18 protein-coding genes are annotated in these 20,393 nt (G+C 66.6%); 5 read left to right on the plus strand and 13 right to left on the minus strand.

The features are described from left to right. Positions 1-15: 15 nt before the first annotated feature. The 11 genes from IHV25_RS10650 to IHV25_RS05260 form a co-directional block, all read right to left on the minus strand. A complete protein-coding gene (locus IHV25_RS10650) occupies positions 16-1,986 on the minus strand; it encodes a transglycosylase SLT domain-containing protein (RefSeq protein WP_192534053.1) in 1,971 nt (656 codons plus the stop codon). A 96-nt stretch (positions 1,987-2,082) separates the two neighbouring features. Then, entirely contained in the window at positions 2,083-3,279 is a 1,197-nt protein-coding gene (locus tag IHV25_RS05215) for a phosphoglycerate kinase (protein ID WP_192534207.1), read from the minus strand. Between the two features lie 302 nt (positions 3,280-3,581). Continuing rightward, the gene (gene gap, locus IHV25_RS05220) at positions 3,582-4,589 is read right to left on the minus strand and encodes a type I glyceraldehyde-3-phosphate dehydrogenase (RefSeq protein ID WP_192534054.1); all 1,008 of its coding nucleotides are present in this window, start codon (positions 4,587-4,589) and stop codon (positions 3,582-3,584) included. A gap of 355 nt (positions 4,590-4,944) precedes the next feature. Next, positions 4,945-7,668, minus strand: coding sequence for a hybrid sensor histidine kinase/response regulator (locus IHV25_RS05225; protein WP_242018821.1), 2,724 nt, complete (start codon positions 7,666-7,668; stop codon positions 4,945-4,947). Then, positions 7,661-8,788 carry a flagellar biosynthesis protein FlhB gene (gene flhB / locus IHV25_RS05230; protein ID WP_192534056.1) on the minus strand — a complete coding sequence of 376 codons (1,128 nt, stop codon included), beginning with the start codon at positions 8,786-8,788 and terminating at the stop codon, positions 7,661-7,663. Before flhB ends, IHV25_RS05225 begins: the two co-directional genes overlap by 8 nt. Before the next feature lie 90 nt (positions 8,789-8,878). Then, complete coding sequence (locus IHV25_RS05235; protein ID WP_192534057.1) at positions 8,879-9,640, minus strand: flagellar biosynthetic protein FliR; 762 nt, start codon at positions 9,638-9,640, stop codon at positions 8,879-8,881. Between the two features lie 318 nt (positions 9,641-9,958). Further along, complete coding sequence (fliQ, locus tag IHV25_RS05240; RefSeq protein WP_192534058.1) at positions 9,959-10,234, minus strand: flagellar biosynthesis protein FliQ; 276 nt, start codon at positions 10,232-10,234, stop codon at positions 9,959-9,961. Between the two features lie 49 nt (positions 10,235-10,283). Next, complete coding sequence (gene fliE, locus IHV25_RS05245; protein ID WP_192534059.1) at positions 10,284-10,628, minus strand: flagellar hook-basal body complex protein FliE; 345 nt, start codon at positions 10,626-10,628, stop codon at positions 10,284-10,286. Positions 10,629-10,768: 140 nt separating this feature from the next. Continuing rightward, a complete protein-coding gene (gene flgC, locus IHV25_RS05250; protein WP_192534060.1) occupies positions 10,769-11,179 on the minus strand; it encodes a flagellar basal body rod protein FlgC in 411 nt (136 codons plus the stop codon). A gap of 57 nt (positions 11,180-11,236) precedes the next feature. Then, positions 11,237-11,644, minus strand: coding sequence for a flagellar basal body rod protein FlgB (flgB, locus tag IHV25_RS05255; RefSeq protein WP_192534061.1), 408 nt, complete (start codon positions 11,642-11,644; stop codon positions 11,237-11,239). 155 nt (positions 11,645-11,799) lie between these two features. Then, complete coding sequence (locus tag IHV25_RS05260; RefSeq protein ID WP_192534062.1) at positions 11,800-13,200, minus strand: sodium-dependent transporter; 1,401 nt, start codon at positions 13,198-13,200, stop codon at positions 11,800-11,802. 233 nt (positions 13,201-13,433) lie between these two features. Between IHV25_RS05260 and IHV25_RS05265 the strand changes: the two genes are divergently transcribed. The 5 genes from IHV25_RS05265 (at position 13,434) to IHV25_RS05285 (ending at position 16,453) form a co-directional block, all read left to right on the plus strand. Next, complete coding sequence (locus IHV25_RS05265) at positions 13,434-13,799, plus strand: EscU/YscU/HrcU family type III secretion system export apparatus switch protein (RefSeq protein ID WP_192534208.1); 366 nt, start codon at positions 13,434-13,436, stop codon at positions 13,797-13,799. Then, positions 13,796-14,215 (plus strand): hypothetical protein, encoded by a 420-nt coding sequence (locus tag IHV25_RS05270; protein ID WP_192534063.1) that lies wholly within the window; start codon positions 13,796-13,798, stop codon positions 14,213-14,215. The genes IHV25_RS05265 and IHV25_RS05270 overlap by 4 nt, the downstream gene beginning before the upstream one ends. Positions 14,216-14,249: 34 nt before the next feature. Beyond that, positions 14,250-14,627 (plus strand): flagellar biosynthetic protein FliO, encoded by a 378-nt coding sequence (locus tag IHV25_RS05275; RefSeq protein ID WP_192534064.1) that lies wholly within the window; start codon positions 14,250-14,252, stop codon positions 14,625-14,627. After that, positions 14,624-15,439 (plus strand): flagellar type III secretion system pore protein FliP, encoded by an 816-nt coding sequence (fliP, locus tag IHV25_RS05280; RefSeq protein ID WP_192534065.1) that lies wholly within the window; start codon positions 14,624-14,626, stop codon positions 15,437-15,439. Before IHV25_RS05275 ends, fliP begins: the two co-directional genes overlap by 4 nt. 213 nt (positions 15,440-15,652) lie before the next feature. Further along, entirely contained in the window at positions 15,653-16,453 is an 801-nt protein-coding gene (locus tag IHV25_RS05285; RefSeq protein ID WP_192534066.1) for a methyltransferase domain-containing protein, read from the plus strand. Positions 16,454-17,022: 569 nt separating this feature from the next. Here the strand turns inward: IHV25_RS05285 and glmS are convergent. Together glmS and glmU are read right to left on the minus strand one after the other, a co-directional pair. Then, positions 17,023-18,855, minus strand: coding sequence for a glutamine--fructose-6-phosphate transaminase (isomerizing) (glmS, locus tag IHV25_RS05290; protein WP_192534067.1), 1,833 nt, complete (start codon positions 18,853-18,855; stop codon positions 17,023-17,025). Positions 18,856-19,035: 180 nt separating this feature from the next. Then, complete coding sequence (gene glmU, locus IHV25_RS05295) at positions 19,036-20,382, minus strand: bifunctional UDP-N-acetylglucosamine diphosphorylase/glucosamine-1-phosphate N-acetyltransferase GlmU (RefSeq protein WP_192534068.1); 1,347 nt, start codon at positions 20,380-20,382, stop codon at positions 19,036-19,038. Positions 20,383-20,393: the final 11 nt, after the last annotated feature.

Below are 20,393 nucleotides of genomic sequence, written 5' to 3' on the forward strand. Positions count from 1 at the left end.
CGGTCTCCGGGCGCCCTAGTGAACCGCGCGGCGGAGATGGAGCTCCGGCGCCTTCGCATCCACCTTCTCGCCCAGGCGGACCCGATACACCAGGGCCCCCTCGTGGACCCGCATCACGTAGTTTCGGGTCTCGCTGAAGGGAATGCGCTCGATCCAGTCGATGATATCATCCGTGTTGCGCATCAACCGGGGATCACCGTGCTCGTTGATCCAGCTCACCGGTCGGCCCGGCCCCGCGTTGTAGGCCGCGGCCGCCAGAATGATCGAGCCGTCAAAGCGGCGCAGTTGGTCCCCCAGGTAGCGGTTGCCCAGCCGGGTGTTGTAGGCGGGCTCGTCGGTCAGGGCGGCCAGACGGTAAGCCACATCCTCTTTCTTCGCCGTGTCCTTTGCGGTTCCCGGCATGAGCTGCATCAGTCCCAGCGCCCCGGCGGCGGAGCGGGCCCGGTCATAGAAATTGCTCTCCTGGCGGATCACACCGTAGGCCAGAGCCTGGGGGAAGCCGTTGGCCTGGGCCTGCCGGGCAATGGCTTTGTCCAGGCCCGGAGGAACGGGATAGCCGTACTCCAGCAGCAGCGTGTTCTGGCGGGCCGCACGGCGGGCCACCTGAACGGCAAAGTCATTGCGCCCGGCGGCAGCGGCGGCCCGGGCCAGGAACGCGTGCAGGGCCGGGTCCGGCGCGCTGTCGCACAGCACGATCAGGAACGGCAGCATCTCATCATGTCGCCCCAGCTCGCCCAGCTGCTCGACCGCGCGGGCCATGGTGTTTCCGGACGGCGCCCGTGGCGCGGGATCCTGCCCGGAGATCAGCCGGTTGAGGGACACGCCCGTGCGGGAGGCTGCAAGCTGGCCGTAGAACGTGGCCGGATAGGCGGTGGCCTTGCGGTACCACTCCTGGGCCTGGGCCGTATTCCCCATGGCCTCGTAGGTGCGCCCGATCCAGTAGGCGCCCCGGGACAGGGAGATGGGCATCTCCACGTTCTTCTGGATCTGCTGGAAATGGGGGAGAGCGGCCTTCGGATCGTTCAGGAACCGCAGGGCGATCCACCCGGCCAGGAACTCGCTGTCCATGGAGTGGGCCCCGGCGGTGTGCCCGTGCCGGGAGGCCAGCCGGTAGGCCTGGGTGATATGCCCCTTCGAGAGGGCGTGACGGATCAGGACGTTCTGCTCGGTCCACCAGAGCCGCTCATAGCCCGCGACGGGCTTTGCGCTCTGGAGCAGCTCGATGGCCTCATCGTAGAGCTTGCTCTTGCGCCGCCAGCGGATGCGCTCGAACACCAGGCCCGGGTCTTTCCGGAGCTGGGCGGGAACCGCGTTCACCGCCGCCGTCGGGTTCCCCTTGCCCGAGCCCAGGGTGATGCGGGCCTGCATCAGAAGTCCCTGGTCTTTGGGAAGGCGGACAATCATGCGCCGGGCGGAATCATACACGCCGTCCCAGATCAGGCGATCCGTCCGGGCGATATGATCGCGGGCACTCAGGAACGGGCGGGCCTGGGCCAGAAACTTCTCCTCGTTGTCCTTGGAGAAATCCCCCTCGATCCAGGCCTCACGGAACAGGCGCCCGGCCTCCTCCTTGCGTCCCTTCTCGAGATACGCCTGGGCCAGGGCCCGCTTGCCCACCGCGGACACCGGGGGATAGCGCCCCAGGATATCGATCACACGGTTGGCCGGAGTGGCCTCGGTCAGAAGCTGGGTCTCGATCACCCGGCGCAACCCGGTGACGGTGGGCCAGTCGGGATGGGCGTCCAGAAACGCAAGGCGGGTGGCCAGGTCCGGTCCCCCGGTCAGGGGAGCGCGGACGTAGCGCCACATCAGCACCTCGCGCAGCGTGCGGTCCGATGCCTTCCCGGCCAGGTGCAGGGCCTGCCCCCAGTTTCCGGCATCGGCTGCCTTGAAGGCGGCGTTGTAGATGGCGGTGTCCGAGGCGGACAGACGCGCCGCGCCGGCCACACCCGGGATCAGAAGGGCAAGAGTAACAAGGACTGTCACAAAAGGGAGAAAACGGAACCGCAAGGCGTACCTCTTTTTTGTCATCAGTCCGAAAAGGGGCGGCTCACCGCCGCCCCGCCGAAGTCGATACGACGCCTACCCCTCCAGTGCAGCGACGCCCGGAAGGGTCTTGCCCTCAAGCCATTCCAGGAACGCGCCACCGGCAGCGGACAGGTAGCTCAGGTCTCCGGTCACACCCGCATGGGCCATGGCCGCGACCGTATCGCCACCGCCGGCCACGGTCAGGAACTTGCCGGCCTTCGTGCGCTCGGCCACCCACTTCGCGGCGGCAACGGTGGCCGCGTCAAAGGGCGGGATCTCGAAGGCCCCCAGCGGACCGTTCCAGACGATCGTGTGGCACGGCTCCAGGGCCTCCTCGATCCGGGTGACGGAGGCGGGCCCCACGTCCAGGATCATGCTGTCCTCGGGGACGTCGCGGATGGGCACGATTTCCGAGGGCGCACCCTCACGGAACTCGCGGGCAACCACCGCGTCCATGGGCAGGATGATCCGGCAGCCGGCCTCGGTCTCGGCCTTTTCCATGATGGCGCGCGCCGTGTCGGCCATCTCCTTCTCGCAGAGGCTGTTGCCGACGGAAATCCCCTTGGCGTAGAGGAACGTGTTGGCCATGCCTCCGCCGATCACCAGAACATCGACGTGGGTGATGAGGTTGCCCAGAAGCTCCAGCTTGGTCGAGACCTTGGCTCCGCCCACGATGGCGGCCACAGGGCGTTTGGGGCTGCGAAGGGCTGCGCTCAGGGCCTCCAGCTCCGCCTGCATGAGCCGGCCCGCGGCCGAGGGCAGCAGGTGGGCAATGTACTCGGTGGAGGCATGGGCCCGGTGCGACGTGGAGAAGGCATCATTCACATACAGGTCCGCGAGGGTCGCCAGCTTGCGGGCGAACTCCGGATCGTTCTTTTCCTCCTCCGGGTGGAAGCGGAGGTTCTCGAGAAGGGCCACGTCCCCCTCTCCCAGACCGTTCACCACCATTTCGGCCACGGGGCCAACGCAGTCGTCGGCGAACGCCACCGGGCGCCCGAGGGCCTCGGCCAGGGGCTCCACCACCGGCTGGAGGGTGAACTCCATGTTCCGCTCGCCCTTGGGGCGGCCCAGATGGGAGCACACCACCACACGGGCACCCCGGGAGGACAGCTCCCGCAGGGTCTCGGCACCACGGACAATGCGACTCAGACCGGTGACCTTGCCATCGCGGATCGGAACGTTCAGATCGGCGCGCACAAGCACGCGTTTTCCTTTGACATCCAGATCCTCAAGCTTCTTGAACGCCACCATGAGTTCGCCTTTCACTGTCAGGGAGGTACAGGTCATATAACCCGGCCGGGGTTGTGTTGGTTTTTTTGGACAATAGCAAAAAAGACAGGCGGCCTGCAAAGCCGTTTCCCGCCCGGAGTCCCCGCAAACGGGCACGGCAAGGACACAGGAAGAGGACACGGCGCGTGTACGGGCGCCCGGATACAGCCGTGGAACGGCCATGGATCACATCCCGTGGATCACAGCCCACGGACATCGGGCCCGCGCGCCCCCGGAACCGCCAGGGTTCCGGGAACGCAGGATGCCTGTTCGGGAGGCTCCGATCAGAGCAGGCTGGCGATCTTCGCAGCCGTGTCGAGCATGCGGTTCGAGAAGCCCCACTCGTTGTCGTACCAGGACATGACACGCACGAGATTGCCCTCGATGACCTTGGTCTCGCCCGCATCAAAGATCGAGCTGTGGCAGTTGTGGTTGAAGTCGATGGACACCAGCGGCAGGCTGTTGACCGCGAGAACGCCCTTCAGCGGACCGTTGGCGGCGTCCATCATGACCGCGTTGATGGCCTCGGCGGAGGCGTTCTTCGCGACGACGGCCTTGAAGTCCACAACGGAGACGTTGGGGGTGGGAACGCGCACCGACGTGCCGTCCAGCTTGCCCGCCAGCTCCGGCAGCACCAGGCCGACGGCCTTGGCGGCACCGGTGGTGGTGGGGATCATGGACAGGCCCGCGGCTCGGGCGCGGTGAAGATCCTTGTGGAGGGTGTCCACAATCCGCTGGTCGCCGGTGTAGGCGTGGATGGTGGTCATGAAGCCCTTCTCGATGCCGAAGTTCTCGTGGAGAACCTTGGCCACCGGCGCGAGGCAGTTGGTGGTGCACGAGGCGTTGGAGACCACCAGGTGGTCCTTCGTCAGCTTGGAATCGTTCACGCCGTACACAACGGTGAGGTCCGCGCCCTTGGACGGAGCACTGACCAGGACGCGCTTGGCGCCCGCATCAAGGTGAACCTGGGCCATGTCGCGATCGGCAAAGCGGCCGGTGCACTCGAAGACGATGTCGATGCCCAGCTCGCCCCAGGGGAGCTTCTTCGGATCGGGCTCGGCCAGGACGCGGAAGCTGTCGGGGCCCGCCGTCATCGTGTCGCCGGTGACGGAAACCTCTGCGGGCAGAACGCCATGCACGGAATCATACTTCAGCAGATGGGCGTTGGCTTCCGCAGAGCCCAGGTCGTTGATGGCGACGACCTGGATGTCCTTGCGCCCGGACTCAATCAGCGCCCGCAACACAAGACGACCGATCCGTCCAAAACCATTGATCGCGACACGAACAGCCATTTGGCTTCCTCCTTTGGGATAATTGGGAATCGCTACAAACCCGTAGCGAGGAAAATGACATACAGGGGACCAAACCAGGAAATCAAGATGCCCCCGGGTCTGGCAGGGATTTTACTCCAATTACACTGGAGTGGCTATAAAAACGACGACATTTCCCCTCCCGCGTCTGTAGTCGGGAACCCGGCTCCCGGCCCCGCCGCACCCGGAGGCTGTCCGGAGACCCGGACGCAACGGGAGGCAAGGGACGCGACGGACCAACCGCATGGGATCAGGTGCACACGATCCCTCGCACGGGATCACCCGCACACGAAGGCTTGCCCGAGCCTGGCCGCCCGGGACGCCGGGTCCGGGGCGCCTAGGGCTCCGCGCCGGACGGAACCCCGGCCAGAACCTCCTGGACCTTGGCGGTCAGGGCCTTGAGGGAGAACGGCTTGGGAAGGAAGTGGGTGTTGGGCCGGCTCATCAGGTCGCCCCGGATCACGTCCTCCGAGTACCCGGACACCAGGATGATCGGGATATCCGGATGGCTCTCGCACACCCGGGTCGCCAGCTCGGCACCGTCCATGCCGGGCATGACCATGTCCGTGATCAGCAGGTCGATCTGGGTTCCCCCCGCCAGGGTCTCGAGCGCCCCCTCCCCCGCGCGGGCCTCGTGGACCTCGTAGCCCCGGTTGCGCAGCGCCCGGGATCCGAAGACCCGCACCGCATCCTCGTCCTCGACAAACAGGATCACGGCCTTGCGGGCCAGGTCGGCCGGAACGTCGACCGAACCCCCACCTTCCGGCGCCCGGGGCCCGTCGGAGCGGGCCGGAGCCCCGGAGGATCCGGACCCCGCCGGGGCCGCCGCCGCGCTCCGGGCGGTGTCCGCCCTCGCCGGGTCCACCAGGGCGGGATCCATCTGGCCCTGGCCCGCCCGGCCCTGCCCCATCCGGCCCGCCTCCGGCAGGCTTTGCCTCAAATCCCGGGGACGGGCGCCTGCGGTGCGCGCGGGACTGCGAGGGCCCGGCTCCCCGGAAAGCGGCGGCTCCGGTGCGCCGTCCCGGTTAACCCCGGTCCGGGCGCGGGCGTCGATCCCCCGGGGAGCGGCCTCCTGCCGGGGCAGGCAGATGGTGAAGGTCGTTCCCTCACCCGGTGTGGACTCGACGGAAATATAACCCTCGGTCTGCCTCACGATCCCGTACACCGTGGACAGCCCCAGACCGGTGCCGGACCCGGCCGTGCCCTCGGCCTTGGTGGTGTAGAAGGGCTCGAAGATCCGCCCCAGCCCCTCGCGGGGGATGCCACAGCCCGTGTCGGACACCGCAATGACCACGTACTCGCCCGGAGGCATGGTCTCGCCCCCCAGGCGGACCGGGCGGGCCACCTTGCGCACCCGGGTGTCGATCTGGACGCTGCCGCCCCCGATCGGCATGGCATCGCGGGCGTTCACCGCGAGGTTGATGATCACCTGGTCGAACTGGCCCGGGTCCACCCGGATGTAGCAGGGCTCCCGCGAGTGCTGGAGACGCAGGCTGACCCGCTCGCCCAGCAGGCGGCGCAGGAGATGGGACAGCTCGGCAAGAGCGTCCGTCACGTTCAGAAGCACGGGGCGCAGGGGCTGGCGCCGCGAGAACGCCAGAAGCTGGCGCACCAGGTTCGCCGCCCGGTTCGCGTTCTGGCGGATCTGCATCAGGTCGGCAAAGCTGGGATCCCCGACCCCGTGCCGCTGCAGGAGAAGGTCGGAAAATCCGATCATGGCGGTGAGCAGGTTGTTGAAGTCGTGGGCGATGCCCCCGGCCAGCTGGCCCATGGCCTGCATCTTCTGGGCCTGGGCCACCTGCTGTTCCAGGTTCTTCTGCTCGGTGGTGTCAATCAGGTGCACGATCAGGCCGTCCGAGGGGTCGGACAGCTGCCGGGCCATGCGCGAGAGCAAAAGCGCGGCCGAGCGCTCGGAGCCGGAGTGGCCCAGGGTCACGTCGCAGCGGGCCCGCGCCACATCCCCCGCCATCACCCGGGCCGCCTGGGTCGAGAGCAGGCCCCGGTCCCCCGGCGCCGCAATCGAGGCCAGGGGCCGGTCCAGGACATCGGCGCGGTTCTCCCCCAGAAGGCCCAAAAGCGACGCGTTGCAGTCCACGATGGCGCCTTCCGGATCGGTCAGGGCGATGCCCACCGGAGCCTCGTCAAAGAGCCACAGACGCTCGCGGGCGTTGCGGGGCTCCTCGGCAATGAGAAGATCCTCGGGCGCGCCGGGCCGCAGCACCACCGAGCGGGTGCGGATGCGCCCCGCGTCATCATAGGTGGACTGGAACACCCGCCCGTCAAACGGCGGCCCGTTCAGGGGGGCAAAGCGCAGACGCCCCTCCCACACGCCGTCGGGCTCCGGGACCGGGCCATCCGTCAGGTTGGCCAGAAGCAGGCCCACCAGGGCGCCCGGCTCCTCGCCCAGCCATCGGGCCAGCATCTGGTTCACGTAGCACAGGCGCCCGTCCACATCGACCGAGTACAGGCCCACAGGCAGGAAGAACAGGAAATCCGCCAGTTCCTCGCGCTCGCGCACCAGAAGGTCGTCGATAATGCGCTTGGAGGTGATGTCCTCCACCGACCACACCCGCCGGTCCCCCGCCTCCGAGGGCTCGAGGCTGATATGCACGTAACGGCTCTCGCCGTCCTCCTCCAGGACCAGCTCGGTCTCCAGCCCCAGGCCCCGGTCGAGGGCGGCCTTCAGACGGTCCAGAGGCTCCCGGTCCTCGGGGAGGTCCACCACAAGGCGCCGCTCCAGCCAGGGCAGAAGGTCCTGGTCCCCGAAGCTGTCCCGGGCAGCCCGGTTGGCCAGCACAATCCGCCCCCGGGGGTCACTGACGCACCGGGCCCGGTCGTCCCCGTCCAGCAAAACCAGGGCATCACGCCCCCGCCCGGCCCTTGCCCGCTCGCGCCCGTAGAGCACGCCCAGGGCAACCGCCAGCCCCAGAGCCACCAGGCTCAGGGCCACGATGAGCCCACCGGTCACAAGGGCGCCGTCCAGGAGTGCCAGGACACCAAGCCCGCCGGTTCCCAGAAGGGCCAGCCCGGAAAGAAAAGGCAGAACAAACTGTCTAGACAAGGCCACCGTCCCCTGCGCCATCGCCTCCCGGCGGTCTCATGTCCGCAGCCGCAGGCTTGCGCCGGCGGCCCAGACGCATCACGTAGCCGATGACCTCGGCCACCGCCTTGTAGTGCTCGGGAGGCACCTCCTGGTTCAGCTCCACCGAGGCGAACAGGGCCCTTGCGAGCGGCGGGTTCTCCACGACCGGCACGCCGTTCTCCTCGGCCAGCGAGCGGATCTTGCGCGCGATCAGGTCCGTTCCCTTGGCCACCAGAACCGGCGCGGCCATGCTGTCGGCCTCGTACTTCAGGGCGACCGCGTAGTGGGTCGGGTTGGTGACCACCACGCTCGCCTCCGGCACGGCGGCCATCATCCGTTGCCGGGCGCGCTGCATGCGCAGTGACCGGATCCGCGCCTTCACATGGGGGTCACCCTCCATGTTCTTGTGCTCGTCACGGACCTCCTGCTTGGTCATGCGCTGGTCCTGGGTGAACTGGTACTTCTGGAACAGGAAGTCCATAATCGCAATCACGCCCACGATGATACAGGTCGCGATCAGAAGAAGCACGAGAAGGTCATAGAGGTCGCTCATGGTGTAGGCCACATCCCGCCCCATGAACACCTCGGGGTTCGAGAAGTGGGGGCCCACCAGAACGAAAATCGCCCCCGAGACCAGGAACAGCTTCAGGATGGACTTCAGCCCCTCGACGATCGAGCGCTTGGAGAACAGGCGCTTGGCCCCGGCGATGGGGCTGATCTTGTTCATTTTGGGGGCAAGGCTCTTGGGAGCCCAGATAAACCCGAACTGCACGATGGAGCCGAGCACCCCCACCACCATGAAAATCAGGAAGGGCATGAACAGCAGAAGCGTGACCTTGTTGAAGGTCTCGAGGCTGAGGTAGCGCAGATTGTAGGGCGAGAGCGGCAGGGAGGCCGCATTCTCGAGAAAGAACCGCAGCACCCGGGACAGCTCCCGGGTGATCCAGGGTGCAAAGGCCGCGACCACAAGAAGCGCCGCCAGGAACATGAAAAAGCTCTTGATCTCCTGGGATTGGGCAACCTGGCCCTCCTCCCGTGCCTGGGAGAGCTTTTTCTCTGTCGGCTCTTCTGTTTTTGAGTCTCTGTCTTCTTCCGCCATCGCGGCTCCCCGGGTCGGGCTTTTGGCCCCTCAGTCTGGATCGGACCCCACGGTCCCTGTGGGCGGCGGACGCCGGGCGGCCGTGTGGCCTCAGGGCATCGCCAGATACCCGAACCCGCGCTCAAGGTAGTCGATCATGCTGCGCAGGATAAAGGCTCCGGCGGTGATCAGGATCGCAAAGGCCAGCATGATCTGGGCCGGAAGGGCAATGAACAGGATGTTCAGGCGCGGCATCAGCCGGGCCATGATACCCAGAGTGGCCTGAAAGAGAATAGCGTAAACCATAAAGGGTGACGCAAGCTGAAGCCCGACCCGGAATCCGGACAAAAGAAGCGAGGTGAACAGCCGGGCCGTATCGGCAGTGTCGGGCACCGCTCCGGCGGGAAAGGTGGTGTAGCTGTTGAGCACCCCCAGGACCATGATCTGGTGAATTCCGGTCACAAACATCAGGACCACCAGAACCTGGTTGAAGTAGCGGGTGATCAGTGAGCCCTGCTGGTAGGTCACCGGATCAAAGGACTGGGCCATCATCAGGCCCGAACTGTAGCCGACCACGTGCCCCATGAAGGACAGCACCACCAGCAGGAAGCGGCCGTAGACCCCGAGAAAAAGGCCAACGATCGCCTCCATGCCCACCAGAAGCCCCACCATAAGGGCGGTGGACGGAACCTCGGGCAGGCCGGCCGACACCGCGGGTGTACACACCAGAGCAAGGGCAAGGGAGAGAAACACCCGGATCTGGGTGCTCACATACTCGGCGGAGAAGCCGGGCAGCAGCATCATGGCCGCGCTGATCCGCGTCAGGACCAGCGCGAAGTGGAACACGTTGAGGGTCAGGAGGTGCTCAAGCACGGCCACACCCCCGAGGCTCCGGCAGGCACACCGCACGCCGGAACGCCGCACGCCAGGACAGGTCGTCTGCGGGGAATGGGGCACCCCCGCCCCACAGCCGGCGACGGACAGGCGGGCGCGAGGCGGCACGCCCCCCGCGGGCTCGCCTGGGCCAAACGCTGGAAGGGTGAGCCCCGGACAGGGCGGGCGCAGATGCAGGACCAGAAGCCCGTGTCAGCACCACACGCATCAGCACCACAGGCAAGGGCGCAGGCGCCGGACCGTCCTCGGACACGCCGGGCAGATGCGGGACCGGCGCACGGCGCACCCCCATGCCGGTCACCCGCCCCCGGGCAGCCGGGTGGCGATATCCATCAGCCTGCGGGCAAAATCCGTGAGCTGGATCACCATCCAGGGAAGGGTGAACATGATGGTCAGAAACACCAGCAGGATTTTCGGCACGAACACCAGGGTCATTTCCTGGATCTGGGTCAGGGTCTGGAAAATGGCCAGCACCAGCCCGATCCCCATGCCCACAAGAAGGGGCGGGAGCGACAGCAGGAGCATCATCCAGATGCCCTCGCGCGCGATGTCCAGAACGACCCCCTCGGTCACCGGTTCCCCCGTTTTGTCATCAGGCTGGAGCGATCGGGACGACCGCCGCTCAGATCGGCATCCGCAGGATCGTGTCGTAGGCCGAGACGACCTTGTCACGCACGGCCAGAACGGTCTGGAGCGACACCTCGGCGCTGTTCACGGCCATGACCACGTCCTGGAGGTCGGCCTTGCCCTCGATGGCGAGCTTGGTCAACTCCTCGCCCTTGCGGCTGTCCTCGATGGTGGAGCGCAGGCTGGTCTTCAGCACATCCGTAAAGGACGGACCCTGAGCCTCGGGCGAGGCCCCGGGGAGATTGAGGCTCCCGGCCTTGTCCACAGCGCCGCCCGGCGACGTGAACATCCGCGCCACCGAGTCATAGGCCCCAACCGCACTTCCAAAATCAATCGCCATCGTCCGGTCTCCACACGTCCGGTCTCCACAGGTCCGGTCCTCACAGGTCCGGCCCTCATACGTCCGGACCTCACGGGCCGCCCGCGGGCCCGCCGGGAGTGGGTTTCACCCCCCGCAGAGCCGGGCCGGCCGAATGCGCCTCAGCGCAGCATGTCAAGGGTCGCGCCGGTCAGCTCGCGCGACAGGGTAATCACGTTCAGGTTGGCCTCGTAGGTCCGCTGGGCCTCCCGCAGGTCCATCATCTCCACCAGCATGTTCACGTTGGGAGCCAGGACATAGCCCTGCTCGTCCGCGCCGGGGTGGGAAGGATCATAGAGCCGGTCGAACGGGGACATGTCCTCGCCCACCCGGACCGACTTCACCACGCGGGCATCCAGCTCCCGGTCCATCACGTTGCGGAAGGTGATCACCTGCCGCCGGTAGGGATCCTCGCCCTGCCGGGGCGCGACCGAGTTGGCGTTGGCCAGGTTCTGGGAAATGACCCGCAAACGCTCCGCCTGGGCCTTCAGCCCGTAGGTGGCGATCTTTGAGGACAGTCTCAGGGTATCCACGTGTCTTTCCTCCTCCCTGGAGGGCGGGCCGCACCGCCACCGGCGGGGCAGCGCACGCTAGCGCTGGCTGCGGGAAACGGACTTCAGAATGGACAGGTGCTTCTTGAAAAGCTCGGAGGCAATCTTGTACTGGTCCGAGGTCTCGGACAGTTTGGTCATCTGCTCCTCGAGAATCACCTCGTTTCCGTCGGGCGAACTCTCGAAGGGGTAGCGCTCCCGGAACTCCCGGTAGGGCCCCGGCGACGGAGCCACAGAGGGCTGGTGCGCCACGTGGGTCCGCACCATGGTGGTGCGGTGCTCCTGGGAGGCGGCAAGTTTCTTGAAGTCCAGAGCCTTCACATCGTGGGCCACATAGCCCGGCGTGTCCGCGTTGGCAATGTTCTGGGCCAGAACCTTCTGACGCTGGGCGGCCCAGTCCAGGCGCATCTTCGCCATCTGAAAAATCGCGAGGTTGTTCAGAGACATGGTGCAGGGCCTCCACAGCAGACAGTGCCGTCGGACAGGAAAACAAGCATCACTCTAACTCTCTCCCTGAACAATTTCCAGAAAAAAGGGGGCAATACCCGGCGCCCCCCTGAACAGGCGCCGGACAGTGCCTGAAAAACGCGCGCAGGCAGGATCTAAAGTGCCTTTTTCAGTGCATCCACAACACTCGAGGCCATGATCACCAGTATTACGGCAGGCGCCACAAAACGAACCGTCAGATCACTGTAGAGCCAGGACAGGCGCGGCAGAAGGGCCGCGTTCGGACCGAAGGCCGTACCCGCGGGGTACAGCTGCTGGCGGAAGGCGTCGTCCGCAACCCAGCCCATCAGGAGACAGACCGCAAGGGCGTTCACCGGCATCATGACGTTGAGGGTGATGTAGTCCAGGAACTCGAAGGGCGTGAGCCGGAGCCAGGCGGGCAGGTCCGCCACCCCGAAGGTCCAGTCCACCGCGCCGAAGGACCAGCACGCCGAGATCCCCAGAAGGGTCGAGGCCACCGACACCAGCGCCCCCGCCGCCTTGCGCGTCATCCGGAACTGGTCGATCAGCCAGGTGACAATGGGCTCCAGAATGGAGATGGACGACGTCAGGGCCGCCATCAGGAACAGGGAGAAGAACACCACCGCAAAGAACTGGCCCGCCACCATTTTCGAGAACACGGCCGGCAGGGTGATGTAGGTCAGGCCCGGCCCCTCGGAGGGCAGGAACCCGAAGGCGAACACCGCCGGGAGAACCATGAACCCGGCCAGGATGCAGCAGATGGTCTGAAGGATCACGACCCACACCGCCGAGCGGATCAGGCTCTCGCCGGGCTGCATGTACGAGCCGTAGGTCAGCATCCCCGCAAAGCCAAGGGACAGGGAGAAGCAGGCAAAGCCCAGCACGTCAATGAGAACCCGCCCCGTGATCTTGGAGAAGTCCACCGTGAGGTAGAAGCGCACGCCCTCCATGGCGCCGTCCAGGGTCAGGGCCCGGACGATCATGACCAGCATCAACAGGAACAGAAGCGGCATCAGCACCTTGCTCAGGCGCTCGATGCCCCGGGTCACGCCCCCCAGGATCACCCCGGTGGTCATGCCCATGAAAACGATAAAGTAAAAGAGGCTCTCAAGCGGATGGCCCACAAAGCTCTGGAAGCGGGCCTTGAAGTCTCCAGCGCTTTCGTCGAACAGGCTTCCGCTCACGGCCTTGACCAGATAGCCCACCGTCCAGCCCCCCACCACGCAGTAGAAGGACAGGATCAGAAACGCCGCCAGAAGACTGAAATAGCCGAAAAAGCGCCACCGGCCACCGCCAAGGCGCCTGAACGCCCCGACCGCATCCGTGTGGGTGGCGCGGCCCAGGGCCATCTCGGCCAGGATCATGGTCAGGCCGATCAGCGCGACCACCGCCAGGTAGACCATCAGAAAGGCGCCGCCGCCGTTCTGCCCGGTCATGTAGGGGAATTTCCAGATGGCTCCCAGGCCGATCGCCGAACCGGCCGCTGCCAGGATAAAGCCGATACGGGACGAAAAGAATTCTCTCTGACCGGTCATTGATACCTCTCCGGGTCTGTTGCGGCCCAAGCCACTGTCCAGAACCCACATACTACCGGTCTGCATCTTTGAGAAGCCCCCGAAACCCGATGCCCCAGATTTCTCCACAAATCCAGCGCGATCGTGTATCGTGACGGGGCAAAGGTTGAAAGACCCGACGATCACAGTCGAGACCGGAGACATCAGCTGTGGCCCCCCCAGAAAAACCCCGTCCCCCGTCCCTGCCGCCCCCGCTGGCCGACCCGTCGGTCTTTTTCGAGGGACAGGAGGAAGAACCCGCCGGGGAAACGGTTCCGGTGGCCGTCGCACTGGACTATGACCCTCTGGCCGGGGACAATGCCCCCCGGGTGGTTGCCAGCGGCCGCGGCTTCATAGCCGAGCAGATCCTGCAGCTGGCGTTCGCCCACGGGGTCCGGGTCCGGAAGGATGCGGACCTGGTGGAAGTCCTGTCCGCCGTGGACATCGACTCGGAAATCCCACTGGAGGCCTTCATGGCGGTTGCTGAAATCCTCGCCTATGTCTACCACGCCAACGCCACGTGGCCCTTCGGGGATCCGCGCGCACCCCGGTCCGCGCCGCCGGGCGGAGAGCGCGGATGACAGCCCCGCCCGACGACGGGGCCCAGCGCCCCCCTCTGGACCCTCCCATGACCCCAGAGGACCGGATCCTGCTGGACCTGGAGTCCCTGTGCGCCTTCATGGACGAGGCCCTGGCCGCGCTGAACGACGGCGTTCTGTGTGACCTGGGGCCCCTCGCCCGGGGTGTTTCCAGCATTTGCGGGGATATCCAGTCCCTGGACCGCACGACCGCGCAGGCGTTTGTCCCGGTCCTTGAGGCCCTTCTCGGGCGCTACGAGACGCTGGAGACCGCCCTTGTGGAGCGGGCCCGGGCCAGCGGCCTTCTGGACACGCCCCCCGCGCCCCACGCCCCGGCAACCGTGCGGGCCGCCTATGAGCGCCTGGGCACACGGCCCCCTCCCCCGTCCGCCCCCTCCGGGACCGGACGGCGCACCTGACACGACCCCGACCACGGACCCGACGGAACCCCAGATGGACTCAACCGGTTACTTTCACTACATGGCCGCGCTGGTTTTCGTTCTCGGCGCCATGCTCGCCCTCGCCTGGGTGCTGAAGCGGTTCGTGAGCGGCGACGCCTCGTTCCGCCCCCTGATGCGCCGCGGCGCGAAACGCAGACTCCGGGTTGAGGAAAGCCTGGCACTCGACGCCCGCAGGCGTGTCCTCCTTGTCAGGCGGGACGATGTCCTTCATCTTGTCCTGATCGGAGGCGGCAACGACATCCTGCTGGAGACACTCCCGGCGGATGGCAGCGCCCCGTCCGTGTCGGGGGATGGGGACTTCGCCCGCTTCCTGCACGATGAAACCGTTTCCCCCAGCGCAATGACCGAGAAGCCCGGAACCGCTCCATGACGCGATCACGCCCCGCTCCCCTCCGCTCCGCCTGCCGCGTCCACCGGACCGCCCTGCTGGCCGGGCTGGCCCTGACAACCCTGGGCCTTTTCTTTCTGGGCGCCAGCGTGTTCGCCGCTCCGGCCCTTGCCCAGTCCCTGAACATCGATCTGGGCCAGGGGGGCGGCTCCACCACGGCCCGCATTGTCCAGATCATCGCCCTGCTGTCCGTCCTCTCGGTGGCCCCGGGCATCATCATCACCACCACAAGCTTCGTGCGCCTGGTGGTGGTCCTGTCCCTTCTGCGCACGGCCGTCGGAACCCAGTCCACGCCCCCGAACATGGTGCTGGTGAGCCTTGCCATGTTCCTGACGTTCTACATCATGGCGCCCACCTTCCAGCAGGCCTGGGACGAGGGCATCGCGCCCCTTGTGGCCGAGCAGATCACCGAGGAACAGGCCCTGGAGCGGACCATCGAGCCGTTCCGCCAGTTCATGCTGGCCAACGTGCGCGCCAGCGACCTGCAGCTGTTCATGGACTACCGCAACGAGACCGTGAGCGACGTGAACGAGGTCTCCACCCTGTCCCTGGTGCCCGCCTTCATGATCAGCGAGCTGCGCCGGGCCTTCGAGATCGGCTTCCTGATCTTCGTTCCCTTCATCATTATCGACATGGTGGTGGCCTCGGTTCTCATGTCCATGGGCATGATGATGCTGCCCCCGATGATGCTGGCCATGCCCTTCAAGATTATTTTCTTTGTCCTGGTGGACGGGTGGAACCTGGTCGTCGGGACACTTCTTTACAGCTACAGCGCGCCAATAGCGGGAGGATAAGACTCCCTCAAAACAAAATTTCATGATATATTCCAATGTGGGGCTCCTATAAGGAGAAAATATAATACTCGCTCGCCCCCTGTAGTTTTGATACAATTCTCCTGTAATACCAGAGACGGGTGTCCGCCCCGCACTGCCAGGTGATTTCCCGGAGCCCGGGACCGATCTTTCCCCAGCGCCCCGGCCTCTGAGAACCTTGAGGAGAGCAGGACAATGATTGCATGGGATCTGGCTGTTGCCCCGTCCGTAGACGTGACGCGCAAGCGGTCTCTGCAAGACCTGATTGAACGAATCGGGCTTGAGCATCCCGCCAGGATCATCGACCTGGGCTGCGGCAGCGGCCTGAGCTCCCGCATGCTGGCGAAGCGTTTTCCCGAGACCCGCATCACAGCCGTGGACATCAACCCCGAGACCCTGGAGAGGGCCCGGCGCGAGGGCGACGCTGACGGGCGCATCACCTTCGTGGACCTGAGGCCCGACGAGTGGGACACCCTGGGGCGCGCTGACGTGGTCTTCTCCTGCGGGCTGTTCCAGAAACTCCCGGGGCATGAGCGGATTTTCCCCAGCCTCCTCAAGCTCCTGTCCCCGTGGGGCGTGTTCGCGGTCATGATGCCCCGCAACGTGGAGGGCCAGCCCTACGAACGGGCGGCCCCGGCGGTCCGCGGGCTCCCCTGGTTCGACGGGACCGAGCATGTCGGGGCCTCCGTCGCCCTGGCGCCCGCCATCCGCTACTCGCGCATCCTGACCCCCCGGGTCCACAAGCTGGACATCTGGGAGACGGTCTACCACGCGGTCGTGAAAAGCCAGCACCCCCTGGAGGGCGCCCCCAACGGCCAGTCCGAACCCATCGGCCTGGAGGCCCCGCGCACCCGGTCGGACGGGATCTATGATTTCCTGGATGAGTACATTGAACAGGTGCGCGGCGTCTATCAGAGCGACGAGAACGGAATTATCGTCTACCCCCTGCGCCATATCTTCATCGTGGCCCGCAATCCCGTAACCCAGCACATCTGAGCCCACACCTGCTGCCGACCCCGCGACCCGGGGGCACCGGGGAGCTGCGGGTGATCCGGCGTGCCCTCGTGGATCCGACCGGTCAGCGAACCCCACCAACACCGGAAAGCGCAGGCCAGACACACCCGGGGCCGGAAACAGGGGGACGGCACGCTACGAGGCGGTCTCCCGGTCTCGGAAGGCACCGGGATGCGACGCCCACCACCCGGCACAATTGGATCGCGGGCAGCGGATCCCTCGCGTCCGGCCCGCCCCGTGCGGTCAGGGGCGCAGACGCGAACGCCGGGCGAAAGCCCCTCACCCGGCCGCTCGCACCTCCCGCCCCACACTCTCTGCCCCACCACGACCAAATACGGCTGCCCAGGAATCCGCTCGCCCCCCCTCACCCACCCGGGCCTGCCACGTCGGACGGGCACCCCCCTCGCCCACCCCCGGCCTGTCCCCTCCGACGGGGCATCCGCGCGGGCGCCTCACGAAAAAAGGCCACGAAACCGGCACATCCGCCGGCCCCGTGGCCCCAAAAGTTTGCGTCCGGGTATGTCCCCGTGCGCGTGATGCCTGTCTCCGGCCTACTCCACCGTAACGCTTTTCGCCAGGTTGCGCGGCTGGTCCACGTCCGTACCCTTCAGCACGGCGATGTGGTAGGCCAGAAGCTGGACCGGGATGGCGTAGAGGATCGGCGCGGTGAAGGCGTGGATCCCGGGCAGGACAATCAGCTCCACCCCGGCCAGCCCCTCGGCCTGGGCCACGCCCCGCTCGTCGGTGAGAAGGATGATCCGACCACCCCGGGCCAGAACCTCGCGCACGTTCGAGAACGTCTTGTCAAACAGGGCATCGCCCGGAGCCACCACCACAACGGGGACGGTCTCGTCAATCAGGGCGATCGGGCCATGCTTCAGCTCGCCAGCCGGGTAGCCCTCGGCGTGGATGTAGCTGATTTCCTTGAGCTTGAGAGCGCCCTCCATGGCGATGGCATGGCTGGGGCCGCGGCCCATATAGAGGACATCCCGGGCCTCCACCAGCCCGGCCGCCAGATCCCGGGTCCGGGCGTCGTGTCCCAGGACATCGGCCGCGCGGGCGGGCACTTCGGCCAGGGCCTCGGCGTACTCGGCCACCTGCTCGTCCGACAGCACACCCTTTTCCCGGCCGAGAACCAGACACAGGGCCGCAAGGACCACCAGCTGGGTCGTGAAGGCCTTGGTGGAGGCCACACCGATTTCCGGACCGGCCAGCGTGTTCAGGACCGCGTGGGCCTCCCGGGCCATGGTGCTTTCCGGCGCGTTGACCACGGCCACGCACCAGACCCCGGCTTCCTTGCAGTGGCGCATGGCGGCCAGCGTGTCGGCGGTCTCGCCGGACTGGCTGATGAAGATCGCGAGCCCGCCCGGGGTCAGCGGGGGCGCCCGGTAGCGGAACTCGCTGGCCACATCGATATCGACAGGCACCCGGGCGACCTGCTCGATCCAGTTGCGGGCCACCAGACCCGCGTAATAGGACGTGCCGCATCCGAGAATCTGAACCCGCTGCACCTGGGAGAGGTCAAAGGGCAGGTCCGGCAGGGACAGGGTGCGGGCCTGAGGGTTCAGGAACGCGCTCAGGGTGTCGCCGATGACCTGGGGCTGCTCGTAGATTTCCTTGAGCATGAAGTGCCGGTAGCCGCCCTTGCCGATCATGGCCCCCGAGACCGAGGAGATCTGCTCGACCCGCTGGACGGGCGCGCCCGACAGATCCCGGATCTCGAAGGAGTCCGCCCGCAGGCAGGCCCAGTCCCCGTCCTCGAGGTAGACGATCCGCTGGGTGGAGGGCGCCAGGGTCATGGCGTCCGAGCCCAGGTACATGGCTCCCGCATCCCCCACGCCAATGGCCAGCGGGTTGCCCTTCCGGGCGGCGTACAGGCGGTCCGGGGCGTCCGCAATCAGGATGGCGAGGGCAAAGGCGCCCTCAAGCTCCCGGATGGCGGCCAGGACGGCCCCGTCCGGATCCAGGCCCCGCTTCAGATGGTAGGTGATGAGGTGGGCCACGACCTCCGTATCCGTGTCGGAGGTGAACACCGCCCCATCGGCTGTGGTTTTCTCACGCAGGCTCAGGTAGTTCTCGATAATGCCGTTGTGAGCGACCGCCACCCGCCCGTCGCTCTGGGGGTGGGCGTTTCTCTCGTCCGGGGCGCCGTGGGTCGCCCAGCGGATGTGACCGATGCCCACGGGGGCCGACAGCGGCTCCGAGGCAAGGCGGGCCTCAAGATTGCGAATGCGCCCCTTGGCGCGGCGGGTCTCCAGATGACCGTCCCGGATCGCGGCAATCCCGGCCGAGTCATATCCCCGATATTCAAGGCGACGCAAACCGTCCATCAGGTTGGGAACGATGTCTCCGCTTCTGGCAACAATGCCAACGATTCCACACATGGGGGCCTCTTTCTCTGCGTTATAAGGGACTCCGGACGAGCCCGGCGGGCGCACGGCGCCCCCGGAACACCGGACCTGGACCCGGAACCGGGCGAACCGCCCGGCTGGTATCATTCACTACCCGAAAATCACGACCCGAAAAACCCGGTCCCGGGCGGACGCTCCCGCCCGGACAGGACGCTAGCGCCTGGGTCCGTTCCCGCTTCTGCGCTCGCGAAACCCGGTGGCCCAGCCATCGAGGGTCTCCTGGGAGGCCCGCGTCAGGGCCAGCGCGCCCCCCGGCACATCCCGGGTGATGGTGGAGCCCGCACCGATCATGGCTCCGTCACCGATGCGCACCGGGGCCACAAGGGCGCTGTTGGAGCCCACGAACGTCCCCCGGCCGATATCCGTATGGTATTTTCCGAACCCGTCGTAATTGCAGGTGATGGTTCCGGCGCCGATATTGGCTCCGGCCCCCACCCGGGCGTCCCCGATATAGCTGAGGTGGTTGACTTTCGCACCCTCTTCCAGCGTCGATTTCTTGATTTCGACGAAATTTCCCACCCGGGCGTTGGGCCCGATCTCGGCGCCGGGGCGCAGGCGGGCATAGGGTCCGATCTCGGCGCCGGCGGCGATGCGCGCGCCCTCGAGATGGCAGAACGAGCGGATCGTGGCGTTGTCCTCGACACACACCCCGGGACCGAAGGTCACAAAGGGGTGAACCGTCACGTCGCGGCCCAGGCAGGTGTCCCAGGAGAAGAAGACGGTCTCAGGCGCCACCAGGGTGGCCCCGTCCTCCAGGGCCTTGCGGCGCATGCGGTCCTGGAACAGGGTCTCGGCGCGGGCCAGCTCGACCCGGGAGTTGACCCCGAGGAACTCCTCCTCCGGTCCCTCCACGGCGCGGCAGATCCGCCCCATCGCGTTCGCGATCCGCACAGCGTCGGTCAGATAGTACTCGCCGCGCACGTTGTCATTGCCGATGCGGTCCAGGATATCGAACAGGACGGCGCCGTCAAAGGCCATCACCCCGGAATTGCAGCGGCGGATGGCGCGCTGGGCCGGCGTGGCGTCCCGGTGCTCGATGATGTCCGCAAGACAGCCGTTGTCCCCCACCACGTGGCGGCCGTAGCCGGTGGGATCGTCGGCATCAAAGCCCAGGGCCACAAGCGCGGGATTGTCGGGGGCCGCACGCTCGCGCACCAGGGCCTCGAGGGTCGGGACCGAGATCAGGGGCGTGTCGCCGTACAGCACCAGCACCGTGCCCGTGAAGCCCTCCAGCGCCTTTCGGGCCTGCAAAAGGGCGTGGGCCGTGCCCAGGCGCTCCTTCTGGACCACCGTCGTGGCCGGAGCCACCTCGGCGGCGACCTCGTCCATGGCGGGGCCGATCACGACCACGGTGCGCGAGACCCCGAGGGCCCGGCCACTGGACAGCACATGCCCCACCAGCGGAAGCCCCGCAAGGCGGTGAAGAACCTTCGGAAGGGAGGAGCGCATCCGCGTTCCCTCCCCGGCAGCGAGAACAACGACAGCGATTTCTTGGCTCATGGGAAGACTTT

This window comes from Phaeovibrio sulfidiphilus, from assembly GCF_014861485.1.
Classification (GTDB): Bacteria; Pseudomonadota; Alphaproteobacteria; order Rhodospirillales; family Rhodospirillaceae; genus Phaeovibrio; species Phaeovibrio sulfidiphilus.